Source organism: Xenophilus sp., from assembly GCF_044462705.1.
Lineage (GTDB): Bacteria > Pseudomonadota > Gammaproteobacteria > Burkholderiales > Burkholderiaceae_C > Xenophilus > Xenophilus azovorans.
In genome coordinates, this window is the sequence record NZ_JBIQNC010000014.1 from 1 (window position 1) to 15,106 (window position 15,106).

Genomic DNA, 15,106 nt, shown 5'->3' on the forward strand with positions numbered 1-15,106 from the left:
AGCTGCGTGAACTGCTCGAACTCCCAGTTGCGCATGCCCAGCAGCAGGGTGAAGCCCTCGCGGTCGTCGGGCGAGAGCTTCTGGTCGGTCTGGTGCTGCTGCGCGAAATCCTGCGCCACGCGCTGCAGTCGCTCCAGGAAGGCCGGCGCCAGCGCGCGGCTGATGCTGCCGTGCACCAGCAGCAGCCCCTCGGCGGGGCCGTCGAAGCCGCCGCGGTAGTAGTCCAGCACCACGTGGTCGCGGAAGAACTGCATCACCGGCCCGTGCGGACGCCAGCGGAAGGTCTTGGCCAGCTTGAGCCGGTAGCGGTTGAGCGGGCGCAGCTCGATGATGCCGATGCGGTCGAGCTGCGCCAGGTAGCCGATGCATTCCGCCTCGGTGATGCGGTAGGCGGCCACGATCTGCTCCAGCGTCCACTGGCTCAGCACGCTGATGGCGACCAGCAGCAGCTTCTTGTCCCTGACCACCGCCTTCTCCTGGTCCTGCGTCAGCTCCTTGAGCAGCGGCTGCGCGTCGGCCACCCACCGCGCCAGGTCGGCGAAGTCCAGCCGCAGCGCGCGGCAGATCGCGTCCACCCGCGACAGCGGCATGTCGCCCTTCGCCAGCATGCGCTTGACGCTGGACTCGGCCATGCCCAGCGCGGCCGCCAGGTCCGCGTAGGTCATGCGGGCGTGCTTGAGTTCGTTCTTGATGGCGTGGACGAGATCGACGGTGGTGCTCATGGCGGTTGAAGTATAGAAATTCAATACCTATGATGCACCAATCTTCATACGTATCGAAATTCGATTCTTTCCCGAGGCGGCCCTGCCTACAGTGCACCGGAACTTTTTCACGGACCGCCGCCCATGACCTTCCCCGTCCTCCCGTCCCTGAGCCGCCGCGAACGCCTGCTGGCCGGTTTCCTTCTCCTCCTCTGGGTGCTGGCCGCCGCCGCGCCGGCCCTGCCGATGCCGGCGGCGCTGGCGGTTGGCTTCGCCGACGGTCGCGGCTGGCACGGCCTGCCCAATGCGCTGGACGTGCTGAGCAACCTGCCTTTTGCGCTGCTTGGGCTGGCGGGGCTGTGGCGGCTGCACCGCGCCGACCGCTGCGCCCATCCGGAGCACGGTGCCGACGAGCACGCCGGGAACGCGCTGGACTGCGCCTGGCTGTTCTTTGCCGGCCTGCTGGTGACGGCCGCCGGCTCGGCTTTCTTCCACCTGCAGCCCGACGTCCATCGCCTGGCTGCGGACCGCGCCGGCATGGCAGTGGCCTTCGCCGGGCTGGTCGGGCTGGCGGTGTGCGAGCGCGTGTCGCCCCGCGCCGGCTGGGCCACGGCCTGGTGCACGCTGGCCGGCGGCCTGCTGGCGGCGGCCGTCGCCGCCGAGACGGGCAACGTGCTGCCCTGGGCGCTGGTGCAGTTCGGCGGCATGGCGCTGGTGCTGGCGATGGCCCTCGCGCCCCGCGTGCGCGGCGCCCTGGGGCTGAACCTGGGCACGGTGATCGCCTGCTATGCCGTGGCCAAGCTGCTGGAGGTGGGCGACCACGCGATCTACGAGGCCACGGCCCACCTGGTGTCGGGCCATACGCTCAAGCATCTCGTGGCGGCGCTGGCGGCCCTGCCGGTGCTGGCCATGGTGCGGGCCGCCGGGCGCGGAGGGCTGCGGCACAATCCGGCGCCGGCCGCCGCCACGGCATGACGCAAGAACGACAAGGCCGAGAGCGAGGGATCCAGCCGATGAGCACGAGCGCTTCCAACCCCACCCAGCCCGGCGCCAACGCGCAGGCCAACCAGTTCGCGCTGCTGGGGCAGCGCCGCTTCGCCCCGTTCTTCTGGACGCAGTTCGCCGGCGCCGCGAACGACAACCTGTTCAAGTTCGCCTTCACCGTGATGGTGACCTACCAGCTCCAGGTCGCCTGGATGAAGCCGGCGATGGCCGGGCTGGTGATCGGCGCGCTGTTCATCCTGCCCTTTCTGCTGTTCTCGGCCACCGCCGGCCAGCTCACCGACAAGTACGACAAGACGGTCATCATCCGCCTGGTCAAGAACCTCGAGATCGCGATCATGCTGCTCGCGGCCTGGGGCTTCGTGGCGGCCCACGTGCCGGTGCTGCTGGCCTGCGTGTTCCTCATGGGGCTGCACTCCACGCTGTTCGGGCCGGTCAAGTACGCGTACCTGCCGCAGGTGCTCGACGCGCGCGAGCTCACCGGCGGCAACGGCATGGTGGAGATGGGGACCTTCGTCGCCATCCTGCTCGGCCAGGTGGCCGGCGGCCTGCTGGTGGCGCTGCCCGGCATCGGCCACACGACGGTGGCGGCCGGCTGCGTGCTGCTGGCGCTGGCGGGCCGCGCGGCGGCGCAGGCGATCCCGCGCACGGCGGCCACCGACCCGGGCCTGCGCATCAACTGGAACCCGGTGAGCGAGACCTGGCGCAACCTGAAGCTCGCGCACGGCAACGTGGTGGTGTTCCGCTCGCTGCTCGGCATCTCGTGGATGTGGTTCTTCGGCGCGGTGTTCCTGAGCAACTTCCCGGCCTTCGCCAAGGAGGTGCTGCACGGCAACGAGCAGGTGGCCTCGCTGCTGCTGGTGGTGTTCTCGGTGGGCATCGGCATCGGCTCGCTGCTGTGCGAGACGCTGTCGCACCGGCAGGTCGAGATCGGCCTGGTGCCGCTGGGCGCCATCGGCATGAGCGTGTTCGCCATCGACCTGTACTTCGCCTCGCGCGGGCTGCCGCCGGCGGCCGAGATGGGCGCCGCTGCCTTCGTCGGCCACGCCTCGCACTGGCGCGTGATGGCCGACCTGGCGCTGCTGAGCCTGTGCGCGGGCCTGTACAGCGTGCCGATGTATGCGCTGATCCAGCTGCGCAGCCAGCCCACCCACCGGGCGCGCGTCATCGCCGCCAACAACATCCTCAACGCGCTGTTCATGATCGGCAGCGCCGTCATCGCCGGCGCGCTGCTGGCGGCGGGCTTCACCATCCCGCAGATCTTCCTCTTCACCGGCATCGCCAACGCGGTGGTGGCCTTCTACATCTTCATGCTGGTGCCCGAGTACCTGTTGCGCTTCGTCGCCTGGGTGGCCTCGCGCTGCGTCTACCGCTACAAGGTGCGCGGCGACGAGCACATCCCCGCCGAAGGGCCCGCGGTGCTGGTGTGCAACCACGTCAGCTTCGTCGATGCGGTGCTGCTGATGGCGGCCAGCCCGCGGCCGGTGCGATTCATCATGGACCACCGCATCTTCAAGGTGCCGGTGCTGGGCTGGCTGTTCCGGCTGGCCAAGGCCATCCCCATCGCGCCACAGAAGGAGGATGCCGCCGCCTACGAACGCGCCTTCGCCGAGGCCGTGGCGGTGCTGCGCGAGGGCGACCTGCTGGGCATCTTCCCCGAGGGCGGCATCACTCGCGACGGGCAGTTGCAGCCTTTCAAGGGCGGCGTCATGAAGATCATCGAACTCGCGCGCGCCGAAGGCATCGAAGCGCCGGTGATTCCGATGGCACTGACCAACCTGTGGGGTTCCTTCTTCAGCCGCATCGAGGTGCGAAACGGCGAGAACGTGGCGATGGTGCGGCCCTTCCGCCGCGGCCTGCTCAGCCGCGTGGGCCTGAACGTCGGGCCGGCCATGCCGCCGGCCGGGCTGGCGCCCGAGGCCATGCGCAGCCACGTGGACGGACTGCTGGCCTCGTGAGCCTGCCGCCGCGCCCTTCCATCGCACACCACGGCGCCATGCCCGCCGGGCGCATCCGGTGAGCGGCTGGCAGCTCTTCACCTGGCTGGGCGACAGCGCGCTGCTGCTTCCTTGCGCGGCGCTGGTCGCCCTGTGGCTGCTGATCCCGCGGGCGACGCGGCCGCAGGGCTGGACCTGGGTGCTGTGCTTCGGCGCCACCGGCGCGCTGGTGGCCCTGACGAAGCTGCTCTTCCTCGGCTGGGGGGTGGGCAGCGCTGCGCTCGACTTCACCGGCATCAGCGGGCACACGGCGCTCTCGACCTGCTTCTGGCCGGTTGCACTGTGGCTCATGGGTTCGCGCGGCACGCACCGGCTGCGCGTGGCGCTGGCGGCTGCCGGCTGGCTGCTGGGCGCGCTGATCGGCGTGTCGCGCATGGCGCTCGACGCGCATTCGGCCACGGAGGTCGGCGCCGGCTTTGCGCTGGGCGCGTCGGCCAGCCTCGTCTTTCTGCTGCGGCAGCGCCGCTGGCCGCACCTGCGCATCCGTGCCCACTGGGTGTTCGCGGCGCTGCTGGCCCCGCTGCTGGTGGTGGAGCCGGGGTGGCGCGCGCCCACCCATGACTTCGTCGCCTGGCTGGCCGTGGAACTGGCCGGCCACGACCGGCCCTACACCCGAGCCGATCTGCACCAGGGCACCCGCCCCGCGCCGCGCCGCTGGTGAAGCAGGGAGGGTATCGAAATCCGATACCCATGAGGTTCTTGAAGGAGACGGGTGCATTCATTCGATGCGCCTGCGCGGCATGGCCCGCACCATCCGCCTCACCTCAACTCCGCCGCAAGGCACCAAGCACATGCACACCTCCGCCCCCCTCGTCCGCATCCAGCGCGACACCCGCGCCTGGCAGTTCCAGACCTGGGCCTCCTTCGGCATCGCCGTCTTCCTGTGCGCCACCGGCCTGGCCTGGCTGCCGGGCGAGAACTTAGAGCGCGCCTTCATGGTGATGGGCTACGTGTTCTGCCTTTCGGCGGTGTTCATGCTGGCCAAGTTCGTGCGCGACAACCAGCATCCGGGCGCCGCCGGCGACACGCCGATGTGGAAGCTGGTGGTGTGGGGCGGCTTCGTCACCGCCATGGGCCTGACGGCCTGGGGCCTGCTGCGCATGCCGATCAACGAGGCCTACAAGGCCTACCTCGGCGTGAGCTGGCTGTTCCTGGTCAGCTCGGCCTTCACGCTGGCCAAGATGCTGCGCGACCGCCATGAAGCCGACCTGGCCGACGCCCGCCTGGCCGGCCGCCGCGAAGCCCTCGAGGCACGCGATGCCGCGCGGGGCGAGTGAAGCCTGGCGCGCCTTCTTCTTCCTCACGAATCCACTTCACGCAGGAGTCCGTCATGACCATGCAAGCCACGTGTTCGTCTTCCATTCGTTCGGTGTTCGCCGCCGTGGGCCTGGCCGTCGCCCTGGCCCTGGGGGCTGCCTCGCCTGCACGGGCGCAGAGCGAAGCCTCTACCGCCCTGTCGCTGCTGCCGGTGGCTTCCGTCGTGGGCGCCGCATCGGCGGCGGGCGCCGTCGGCGCGACGGCGCTGGCGCTGCCGGCCGCGCTGTCGGTGGGCGGCGCGGTGCTCACGGTGAAGGCGGTCGAAGCCTCGGCCGACGGCACCGTCTACCTGCTGGAGCGTGCTTCCGACGGCGCGCAGGCCAGCGTGCGGCTGATGGACCGCGGCGCCCGCGCGGTGTCGGTGGCGACGGGCGCGTCGGTGGAGGTCAGCGTGATCGGCACCGGCGTGCTGCTCTCGGCCGCTGGGGAAGTGCTGGCCTTCATCCCCAACGCCATCGGCCGGGCGCTGCTGCACGACGAGAGGCTGCTGTGAGGCCGCCGCGCACCAACTTCGGCCCCTACGAGCTGGAGGAGACCCGGATGCCGCGAAGCCGCCGCTGGCTGCGCCGGCTGCTGCACACGGCACTGCTCATCGCGCTGGTGGCGTTCGCGGGGCTGGTCCTGTTTCCGGTGTCGGCCCATGCCGGCCGTTCGTGCGAGGAACGGCAGCCCACGGCTGCCGCGCTCTCCCGCGGCCTGGAGCTGGCGCAGCGCACCTCGCAGGCGCTGGACGCCAGCGGCGCCCGGGTGGTGGTGCTGGCCCGGGCCGGCCAGGACCTGAGCCGCTACGGCCTGACCTGGTCGCACATGGGCTGGGCCTACAAGAGCGCCGAGGGCCCCTGGCGCGTGGTCCACAAGCTCAACCGCTGCGGTACCGCCGAGGCGATCGTGCAGCGCCAGGGCCTGGGCGAGTTCTTCCTCGACGATCCCTGGCGCTACGAGGCGGCATGGGAGGTGCCCTCGCTGCAGGTGCAGCAGCAGTTGTGGGCGCTGCTTTCGCAGCCGGCGCCGCAGCTCTCGCGGGCGCTGTCGGTGGTTTCGACGCGGTCCTACAGCCTCGTCAGCTACGCCTGGGGGCAGAAGTACCAGCAGTCCAACCAGTGGGCCATCGAGACCCTGGCCCTGGCGATGGAGCCCGGCACGGTGCGCCAGCGCACGCAGGCGCAGGCCTGGCTGCGCTTCAAGGGCTACGAGCCGACCACGCTGCGGCTCGGGCCGCTCACCCGGCTGGGCGGACGCATCAGCGCCGCGAACGTCGCCTTCGACGATCATCCGAACGAGAAGCGCTTCTCGGATCGCATCGAGACGGTGACGGTGGACTCGGTCTTCGAGTGGCTGCCGCGCGCCGGCCTGGGTGCGCCGCCGGTGCGCCTGAAAATCTGAGAGCCTGTTCGGCGTCTCCAAGGAAGGAACTGTCAATGAGCAAATCGCTGCGTCTGTCGGAGAAGTGGTTCCGCCGCGGCCTGTGGCTGGTGGCGCTGGTCTTCGCCGGTTTCCTGATCGGCCTGGGCGGCACGGTGGTGGGCGATCTGCCGCGTGTCGAGCGCACGCTGCAACTGGAGGACTTCATGCCGCCCGGGCGTGCCGACGCGCTGCGCGAGTCGGTGCGCCAGGCCGAGGAGAAGGCGCAGGCCGCGCAGCGCGCGCTCGACCAGGCGCAACTGCAGGTGCAGGCCACCGGCCAGGCCAGCCGCAACGCCCGCGAGACCTTCGACAACTGGCTGGCCACGCGCCGCGCCACGCAGCTGCCGCAGCAGGACGCTGAACTCATCGCCCGCACGCGCCAGCTCGATGCGCTCAAGGCCGCCGAGGACGATGCACAGCGCCAGGTGGCCGCCCAGCGCCAGCAGCGCCTGGATGCCCGCCAGGAACAGGAGGCGCGACAGGCGGAGCTGCATGCGTTGGAGGCCGAGGCGTACGAGAAGCTGGAGGCCGAGCAGCGCCGCGTCGAGCTGCGCGTGTTCCTCTACCGCCTGGCGCTCACGCTGCCGCTGCTGGCGGTGGCGGGCTGGCTGTTCGCGAAGAAGCGCCAGAGCACCTGGTGGCCCTTCGTCTGGGGCTTCATCCTCTTCGCCCTGTTCGCCTTCTTCGTCGAGCTGGTGCCCTACCTGCCCAGCTATGGCGGCTACGTCCGCTACATCGTGGGCCTCATCATCACGGTGCTGGTGGGGCGCTATGTCATCGTCGGGCTGCAGCGCTACCTGGCGCGGCAGAGGGAGGCCGAGGCCCATTCGGCCGAGCAGCGGCGCGAGGCACTCGGCTACGACACCGCGCTGGCGCGCCTGGCCAAGGGCGTGTGCCCGGGCTGCGAGCGGCCGGTGGACCTGAAGGCGGCCGCGGCGGGGCAGCCCACGGGCGGGGCGCTGAATTTCTGCCCGCACTGCGGCATCGGCCTGTTCGACCATTGCGGGCACTGCCAGGCGCGCAAGAGCGCCTTCTCGCGCTTCTGCCCGGACTGCGGCACGTCAGCGCAGCCGGACGGGGTACAGGCTGCCGCCTCGCCCGGCTGATCGCGTCGCGGTGTTCGGGCTTTCCGCACGATCGACGCCAATCTTTACCAGTGCCGTCGCCGCAAAGTGTTAGAACTGCGCCCTGCGCCGCATCCCGCGCGCAGCCGGCGGCAGGCTTGCCGTGCCGCCGGCCCGCAACACGAACGACGAGGACCGTATCCATGAGCTTTTTCGGAAAGATTTTTTCCAAGATTTTCCCGTCGGCCAACGCCTCCGAGGTGGTGGCTGCGCCGCCCGCGGCCGCGCCCGCCGGCGCCCCGGCCGTGCCGGCACCGCCTCCGGCCATCCCGCTGGGCGAGGTGGCACCCATCCTCGACGCGATGCCCGGCGCCAGCGCGCTGAACTGGCGCACCTCCATCGTCGACCTGCTCAAGCTGCTGGGACTGGACAGCAGCCTGGCGGCGCGCAAGGAACTGGCCAATGAACTGATCTACACCGGCAACGCCGAACCCGGCTCGGCCGAGTGGAACATCTGGCTGCACAAGCAGGTGATGAGCCGCATCGCGGCCAACGGCGGCACGCTGCCGCCCGAGCTGCGCGACTGATCCGAGATCGCCCGCCAAGGCGAAGGCCCGGCAGCGGAAACGCTGCCGGGCCTTTCCGTTCATGGAGATGTCACACGCCTCGCGCGCGGTCGGCCTTGAAGCGGGCGCGGAAGGCCGTGTAGGCGCCTGCGTCCAGCGCCTCGCGCACCTCGCGCATCAGGTTCAGGTAGTAGTGCAGGTTGTGGACGGTGGTGAGCATCGGCCCCAGCATCTCGCCGCAGCGGTCCAGGTGGTGCAGGTAGGCGCGGCTGAAGCCTGCGCGGCCACCCTGTTCCCAGCTCACGCCGCTCGTGCCGGCGCAGGCATGGCAGGTGCAGCTCGGATCCAGCGGCTGGTGGTCGCTCTTGTGGCGGGCGTTGCGCAGCTTCAGGTCGCCGTAGCGGGTGAAGATGGTGCCGTTGCGCGCGTTGCGGGTCGGCATCACGCAGTCGAACATGTCCACGCCGTCGGCCACGCCCTGCACCAGGTCCTCGGGCGTGCCCACGCCCATCAGGTAGCGCGGCTTGTGCGCCGGCAGGCGATGCGGCGTGTGGGCCATGATGCGCAGCATCTCGTCCTTGGGCTCGCCCACGCTCACGCCGCCGATGGCGTAGCCGGGGAAGTCCATGTCGACCAGCGCCGCCAGCGACGCCTCGCGCAAGTGCTCGAACATGCCGCCCTGCACGATGCCGAAGAGGGCGTTGGGGTTCGAAAGGCGCGCGAACTCCGCCTGGCAGCGCTTGGCCCAGCGCAGGCTCAGTTCCATCGAGTGGCGCGCCTCGGCCTCGGTGGTCACGTGGCCGTTCGTGTCGTAGGGCGTGCACTCGTCGAACTGCATGACGATGTCGCTGTTGAGGATGGTCTGGATCTGCATCGAGACCTCGGGCGTGAGCAGCAGCTTGTCGCCGTTGACGGGCGAGGCGAAGCGCACGCCTTCCTCGCTGATCTTGCGCATCGCACCCAGGCTCCACACCTGGAAGCCGCCCGAGTCGGTGAGGATGGGCCGGTTCCACTGCTCGAAGCGGTGCAGCCCGCCGAACGACTGCATCACGTCCAGCCCCGGGCGCATCCACAGGTGGAAGGTGTTGCCCAGGATGATCTGCGCGCCCATGTCCTCCAGGCTGCGCGGCATCACGCCCTTGACGGTGCCGTAGGTGCCCACGGGCATGAAGATGGGCGTCTGCACCACGCCGTGGTTGAGCGTGAGCGTGCCGCGGCGGGCGTGGCTGTCGGGGTCGGTGGCGAGCAGGTCGAAGCGCAGGGCGGTCATTTTTTCGGGGAAGGGGTTGGGGCGGCGGCCGGCGCCTGGGGCAGCAGCATCAGCACAGTGCGGTTGTAGTCCTCGACCACCAGCAGGCGGCCGGCGCGGTCCACCGCGATACCGGTGGGGCGGCCCATCGGGCGTGCACCGGCCTGGGCATGCCAGCCGGCCAGCCAGTCGATCGGCTTGCCGGCGGGCAGGCCGTCCTTGCCGAGCCGGAAGCCGACGACGCGGTGGCCGCTGGCCTGCGGGCCGCGCCAGGCGACGAGCAACTGGCCGGCGAAGGGCGTGCTGGCCGGGCCGGGGATCATCTGCAGCGGCGCGGCATGCGCAGGCCACAGGGCCAGCGGCGCTTCGGTCTTTGCGCAGTCGTAGCGGCCTTCGTAGCCCTGTGCGTTCCTGCGCATGCCGACGCAGTAGGGCCAGCCGTAGTGGCGGCCGCGCTGCAGCAGGTTCAGCTCCTCCGGCGGCGACTGCGGGTCGCGGTAGTCGATGGAGTTCTCGCCCTGCAGCACGCGGCCTTCGGCGCCGCCGGGCAGCACGGCCAGTGCCATGCTGTTGCGCAGGCCGGTGGCGAAGGGCGCGAAGCGCTGCACCGTCATCTGCGGGCCGCCGAGCTGCGCCTCGTACACCGCGGCGCGCGGGCGCTCGCCCTGGCCGTCGGGGCAGGGCAGGGCGGGCGGCTGGCTGCCCTCGCGGCAGGCGTCGCTGCTGGAGCCGACGTTGACGTACAGGCGGTTGCCGGGGCCGAAGGCGATCTCCTTGAGCGGGTGCGTGCCGTCGGCGGGCAGTTGGTCGAGCACCGTCTCGCGCTGCAGCGCGCCGCCGGGGGCGGGCACCACGGTGCGCCACACCTGGCCCGCCTCGCCGACGTAGACCTTGCCGCCGGGGCCGAGCGCCAGGCCCGAGGGCCGGTCCAGCCCGCTGGCCAGCACGGCGATGCGCGCGCGGCGGGGCGCGGGGCCGTCCGCGGGCAGCGTCATCTCCAGCAGGCGGCCGCGGCGCGGCTCCCACGAACCCATGTCGGCGATCCAGTAGCGGCCCGGCGCGACTTCGAGGATGCGGCGCGGCGCGCGCAGGCCCTCGGCCTCGTCCGCCAGCAGCGCCACGCAGGTGCCGGGCGGGCTGGCGACGGACAGCCGGGCGAAGTCGCCGCACGCGCCCTGCGGCGTGTAGCCGCGCGCGGCGGCCAACGCCGGCAGCGTGGCCAGCAGGACCTTCAGGATCGACGACGGGAGCGCACGCATGGCTCAGGCCGTAGCGGCGTTGAAGGCCTGGTAGGCCCGCATGTGCTGGTGCCGCTGCCAGTAGTGGCCGAGCACCGCCTTGAACTGCTGTTTCGCCTCGCCCTTGAGGCCCGCGAGCTTGAGCTTGACCGCCTTGGCGCCGACCAGGCCCTTCTCGTTGAGCTTGACGACCAGCGTGTCGCCGAAGCTGCCGTCCTTGTATTCGAGGCCTTTGACGGCGTCCCACACGATCTCTGCGCTGCCGTCGGGCGGTGCGATGCCGGTGTAGGCGATGGTGACGCTGCGGCCGTCCTTCAGCGCGAAGGACTGCGCGGGGAAGTGCTTGAGCACCAGCGCCCGTTCCTCGTCGCTGGCCGGCTCGTAGCGCCAGGCCAGGTGGTGCTCGTGCTCGGCGGCGAAGTCCTGCTCGTAGGCGGCCCACAGGCGCGACTCGATCTCGGCCGCGGTGGCGATGTCGTCCACCCAGGTGGCGGCCGCCGGCTGCGTCACGATGGCGGCGAAGCGCGCCTCGGGCTCCACGTGGCCGACCTGGGCCATGCGCTCGCGCAGCGGCGGGTGGCTGTCGTAGGGGTGCGGCACGCGGCCCTCGGTCATGGCCTCCATGAAGGCCTCCGAGCCGGCCCATTGCGGCAGGCCCGAGGCCACGCTGTGGCCGATGCCCAGCGATTCGCCCAGCCGCTCGTCGCGGCTGAACAGGCGCCCCTCGGTGTCGGCGCGGTAGCTGGCGTAGGCGGCGATCTTGACCAGCGAGTGGCTGATCGCGCGCGGCGACACCAGCCGGGCCGCGGTGCCGTCGGCCATGAACTCGCGCGCGCGGCTCTCGCGCGACAGGGCGAGCTGGAAGACCATGCGGTACAGCCGCAGGAAGGGCAGCACCACGCGCGAGGCGCCGCCTTCGTAGAGGTGTGCCAGGTAGCGGTCGAATTGGTCGAGCTTGGGGCCGAGCGCGGCGCTGCTGCGCGCGTCGCCGCCGCTCAGGTGCGCCAGCTCGTGGGCCAGCACGGCGTCGGCCTCCTCGCGGTCGAGTTGGCGCAGCAGGGGCACGCTCACATAGAGCTTGCGCCCCTGCAGCACCTGTCCGCCGACGGCCAGCGGCGCCTCGGTGACGAAGAAGTTGGCGTCGATGCCCGCGATCAGGTGGTCGGGCGCGGGCGTGCCCAGCCGGGCGGCCATGTCGCGGATGCGCTGCCACAGGCGCGGCGCGTCGGCGTCCGACACCAGCTCGCCGTCCGCCGCGCTGCCCTCGGCGCTGCGCTGGAAGATCTTCACGATCACCAAGATGGCCGCCCCCAGCACCACCAGGCCGACGGCGATGATGAGCTTGGGGTAGTACTTGTGCGTGTAGAAGGCCGTGACCCAGAACGACAGCCACACGCACATTGCGCCCTGCACCACCACCATCGCGGCGCTGGCGAAAGTGAGGGTGCGCCAGCCGGCGACGAAGCTGGCGTACTGCAGAGCGCGGTTGACGAAGGCCAGCGCGCCCAGCAGTGCCAGCCAGGCCAGGATGGCGACGCCGGCCACCAGCGTGGCGATGGAGAGCACACGCATCCAGGTGAACTGCCACAGCTCGCCGTAGGCCGGACAGCTGGCGGCGCGGAAGCGCGCGGCCTCCGGGGCGTCGTCGCGGCACAGCTGCGCCATGGGATGGCGGGCGTAGAAAGACTGGATCTCCTCGCGCTCGGCGGCCGAGAGGCGCGGGTCCTTCGCCATGCGCGCGGCGACGGCGCGGTTCAGCTTCGCCTGGTCCTCGGCCAGCGAGTGCGTGGTGAACCACAGGCAGGCGGCCGGGATGAGGAACAGCGCCAGCAGCGACCACAGGATGGCCTTGGCGAAGTCCTTGCGCAGAGAGTCTTCTTGCATGTTGTTTTTCCTCCTTGGTGTGATTCAGGCGTCGCCGGCGCGCGCCAGCAGCATCGCGTCGCCGTAGCTGAAGAAGCGGTAGCGCTCGCGCACGGCATGCGCGTACAGCGCCATGATGTGCTCGTACCCGGCGAAGGCGCTCACCAGCATCATCAGCGTGCTCTTGGGCAGGTGGAAGTTGGTGACGAGCCGGTCGACGTGCCGGAAGCGGAAGCCGGGCGTGATGAAGATGCGCGTGTCGCCCGACGCCTCGCCGCTCGCGGCCCAGGATTCGAGCGTGCGCACGGTGGTCGTGCCCACCGCCACCACGCGGCCGCCGCGCGCATGGCAGTCGGCGATGGCCTGCTGCGTCGCCGGCGGCACCTCGTAGCGCTCGGCGTGCATCACGTGCTCGGCGATGTTCTCGGTCTTGACGGGCTGGAAGGTGCCGGCGCCCACGTGCAGCGTCACGCTGGCGCGCTGCACGCCGGCGGCGTCCAGTTGCGCGAGCAGCGCTTCGTCGAAGTGCAGCGCCGCCGTCGGCGCGGCCACGGCGCCGGGCACGCGGGCGAACACGGTCTGGTAGCGGCGCACGTCGTCCTCGGAATCGGCATGCGCGATGTACGGCGGCAGCGGCACGTGGCCGTGGCGCGCCATCAGGGCGTAGGGGTCGGCGCCGTCGTCGCTGTCGAAGGCAAGGCGGAACAGGGCGCCATCCTTCTCGGGCCAGCGGCCCAGCAGCGTCGCGCGGAAGCCGCCCACCATGCGCAGCACCGTGCCCACGCGCGGCTTCTTGCTCACCTTCATGTGGCAGACGACCTCGCCGTCTGACAGCACGCGTTCGACCAGCAGCTCCAGCCTGCCGCCGGTCGGCTTCTCGCCGAACAGGCGCGCCTTGACCACCTGCGTGTCGTTGAAGACCAGCAGGTCGCCTGCACGCAGCAAGCTGGGCAGGTCGCGGAAGATGCGGTCGGTGGGCGGTGAGGTGGTGCCGTCGAGCAGCCGCGAGGCGGAGCGTTCGGCGGCGGGGTGCTGCGCCACCAGCTCGGGCGGCAGCGCGAAATCGAAGTCGGAGAGGGTGAAGGAACGCATGCTTGAGGGCTGGACAAGCCCGTGCCAAGGGGAGGGCAGAATTCTCCCATGCCCGTTTCCAAGCCCGCCGCCCCTGCCGATGCGCCCCCGCAGCGCGCCCCCGGCAGCGGCGAGAGCGCCGTGCAGCGCGCGCTGAAGAAGCTGGGCCTGGTGCGCGACATCGACTTCGCGCTGTACCTGCCGCTGCGCTACGAGGACGAGACGCGCATCGTGCCCCTGGCCGTCACGCGCGAGGGCGACACGGCGCAGGTGGAGGGCGTGATCACCGACTGCGAGGTGGTCTACCGCCCGCGCCGCCAGCTGCTGGCCACGCTTCAGGACGGCAGTGACACGGTGCAGCTGCGCTTCTTCAACTTCTACCCCTCGCAGCAGAAGCAGTTGGCGCCGGGCAGCCGGGTGCGGGTGCGGGGCGAGGTCAAGGGCGGCTTCCTGGGGCGGACCATGATGCACCCGACCGTCAAGGCTGCCGGCACGCCGCTGCCGCTGGCGCTCACGCCCGTGTACGGCACCACGGCCGGCCTGGCGCAGCCCGTGCTGCGCCGCGCCGTGCAGGCCGGGCTGGCGCGCGCGCCGCTGGACGACATCGTGCCGGCGCACCTGATGCCGCCGCGCGCCTGGGGGCTGCGCGAGGCGCTGTCCTTCCTGCACTACCCGGCGCCCGACGTGGCGCTGGCGACGCTGGAGGACCACAGCCATCCTGCCTGGCAGCGGCTGAAGGCGGAGGAGCTGCTGGCACAGCAGCTCTCGCAACTGCAGGCGCGGCGCGAGCGCGCGGCGCAGCGGGCGCCCACCCTGCGCGCGCCGGCCGGCGCCGGCTCGCTGCATGCGCAGCTGCTCGGCGTGCTGCCCTTCACGCCCACCGGCGCCCAGCGCCGCGCCGACGGCGAGATCGCCGGCGATCTGGCGCGCGCGCAGCCGATGCATCGTTTGCTGCAGGGCGACGTCGGCTCCGGCAAGACGCTGGTGGCGGCGCTGGCCGCGGCGCGCTGCATCGACGCGGGCTTCCAGTGCGCGCTGATGGCACCGACCGAGATCCTCGCCTCGCAGCACTTCGGCAAGCTGGTGGGCTGGCTCGACCCGCTGCTGGCCGAGCGCGGCCTGCGCGTGGCCTGGCTCACCGGCAGCCAGAAGAAGCGCGAGCGCGACGCGATGGCCGCCGCCGTGGAGAGCGGCGAGGCGGCGCTGGTGGTCGGCACGCACGCCGTCATCTCGGAGAAGGTGCGCTTCGCCCGGCTGGCGCTGGCCATCGTCGACGAGCAGCACCGCTTCGGCGTGGCGCAGCGGCTCGCGTTGCGCGGCAAGGCCGAAGGCGCGCTGGAGCCGCACCTGCTGATGATGAGCGCCACCCCCATCCCGCGCACGCTGGCGATGAGCTACTACGCCGACCTGGACGTCTCCACCCTCGACGAACTGCCGCCCGGCCGCACGCCCGTCATCACCAGGCTGGTGGCCGAGCACCGCCGCGACGAGGTGATCGAGCGCATCCAGGGACAGCTCGCCCAGGGCCGGCAGGTCTACTGGGTCTGCCCGCTGATCGAGGAGAGCGAGGCCGTCGACCTGCGCAACGCCACCGCCACGCGCGACGAGCTGGCCGAGGCGCTGGGCGAGCGCGT

14 protein-coding genes are annotated in these 15,106 nt (G+C 71.4%); 9 read left to right on the forward strand and 5 right to left on the reverse strand.

The genetic code is table 11. The features are described from left to right. Positions 1 to 722 (reverse strand): helix-turn-helix domain-containing protein (locus ACIY1X_RS04535; RefSeq protein ID WP_399678348.1); only part of this gene is annotated, 722 nt, incomplete at its 3' end. A 123-nt stretch (positions 723 to 845) separates the two neighbouring features. On the opposite strand from ACIY1X_RS04535, the gene ACIY1X_RS04540 reads away from it, so the two are divergent. From ACIY1X_RS04540 to ACIY1X_RS04575, 8 genes are all read left to right on the forward strand, one after another. Further along, positions 846 to 1,676, forward strand: coding sequence for a hypothetical protein (locus ACIY1X_RS04540; protein ID WP_399678351.1), 831 nt, complete (start codon positions 846 to 848; stop codon positions 1,674 to 1,676). Between the two features lie 38 nt (positions 1,677 to 1,714). Further along, positions 1,715 to 3,661, forward strand: coding sequence for an MFS transporter (locus ACIY1X_RS04545; protein ID WP_399678353.1), 1,947 nt, complete (start codon positions 1,715 to 1,717; stop codon positions 3,659 to 3,661). Positions 3,662 to 3,719: 58 nt separating this feature from the next. Beyond that, a complete protein-coding gene (locus tag ACIY1X_RS04550; RefSeq protein ID WP_399678356.1) occupies positions 3,720 to 4,361 on the forward strand; it encodes a phosphatase PAP2 family protein in 642 nt (213 codons plus the stop codon). Positions 4,362 to 4,491: 130 nt separating this feature from the next. Then, positions 4,492 to 4,977, forward strand: a complete 486-nt coding sequence (locus ACIY1X_RS04555) for a YiaA/YiaB family inner membrane protein (protein ID WP_038202668.1) — start codon at positions 4,492 to 4,494, stop codon at positions 4,975 to 4,977. 59 nt (positions 4,978 to 5,036) lie between these two features. Beyond that, positions 5,037 to 5,510: a hypothetical protein gene (locus ACIY1X_RS04560; protein WP_399678414.1), complete on the forward strand. Its 474-nt coding sequence runs from the start codon at positions 5,037 to 5,039 to the stop codon at positions 5,508 to 5,510. Between the two features lie 47 nt (positions 5,511 to 5,557). Next, on the forward strand, positions 5,558 to 6,400 hold the full coding sequence (locus ACIY1X_RS04565) for a DUF2145 domain-containing protein (protein WP_399678417.1): 843 nt from the start codon (positions 5,558 to 5,560) through the stop codon (positions 6,398 to 6,400). A gap of 35 nt (positions 6,401 to 6,435) precedes the next feature. After that, positions 6,436 to 7,527 (forward strand): serine endopeptidase, encoded by a 1,092-nt coding sequence (locus ACIY1X_RS04570; RefSeq protein WP_399678358.1) that lies wholly within the window; start codon positions 6,436 to 6,438, stop codon positions 7,525 to 7,527. A gap of 161 nt (positions 7,528 to 7,688) precedes the next feature. Further along, the gene (locus tag ACIY1X_RS04575; protein ID WP_038202020.1) at positions 7,689 to 8,072 is read left to right on the forward strand and encodes a DUF3597 domain-containing protein; all 384 of its coding nucleotides are present in this window, start codon (positions 7,689 to 7,691) and stop codon (positions 8,070 to 8,072) included. A gap of 70 nt (positions 8,073 to 8,142) precedes the next feature. Here ACIY1X_RS04575 and tgt read toward each other — a convergent pair whose 3' ends face one another. The 4 genes from tgt to queA are packed head-to-tail and all read right to left on the reverse strand — an operon-like array spanning position 8,143 to position 13,493. Further along, positions 8,143 to 9,321, reverse strand: coding sequence for a tRNA guanosine(34) transglycosylase Tgt (tgt, locus tag ACIY1X_RS04580; RefSeq protein WP_399678361.1), 1,179 nt, complete (start codon positions 9,319 to 9,321; stop codon positions 8,143 to 8,145). Beyond that, complete coding sequence (locus ACIY1X_RS04585) at positions 9,318 to 10,559, reverse strand: PQQ-dependent sugar dehydrogenase (protein WP_399678364.1); 1,242 nt, start codon at positions 10,557 to 10,559, stop codon at positions 9,318 to 9,320. The genes tgt and ACIY1X_RS04585 overlap by 4 nt, the downstream gene beginning before the upstream one ends. 3 nt (positions 10,560 to 10,562) lie before the next feature. After that, positions 10,563 to 12,422, reverse strand: a complete 1,860-nt coding sequence (locus tag ACIY1X_RS04590) for a M48 family metallopeptidase (RefSeq protein WP_399678365.1) — start codon at positions 12,420 to 12,422, stop codon at positions 10,563 to 10,565. Between the two features lie 24 nt (positions 12,423 to 12,446). Beyond that, the gene (queA, locus tag ACIY1X_RS04595) at positions 12,447 to 13,493 is read right to left on the reverse strand and encodes a tRNA preQ1(34) S-adenosylmethionine ribosyltransferase-isomerase QueA (protein ID WP_399678368.1); all 1,047 of its coding nucleotides are present in this window, start codon (positions 13,491 to 13,493) and stop codon (positions 12,447 to 12,449) included. Positions 13,494 to 13,541: 48 nt separating this feature from the next. Between queA and ACIY1X_RS04600 the strand changes: the two genes are divergently transcribed. Next, positions 13,542 to 15,106: ATP-dependent DNA helicase RecG (locus ACIY1X_RS04600; protein ID WP_399678371.1), on the forward strand; the 1,565-nt coding region annotated here is incomplete at its 3' end.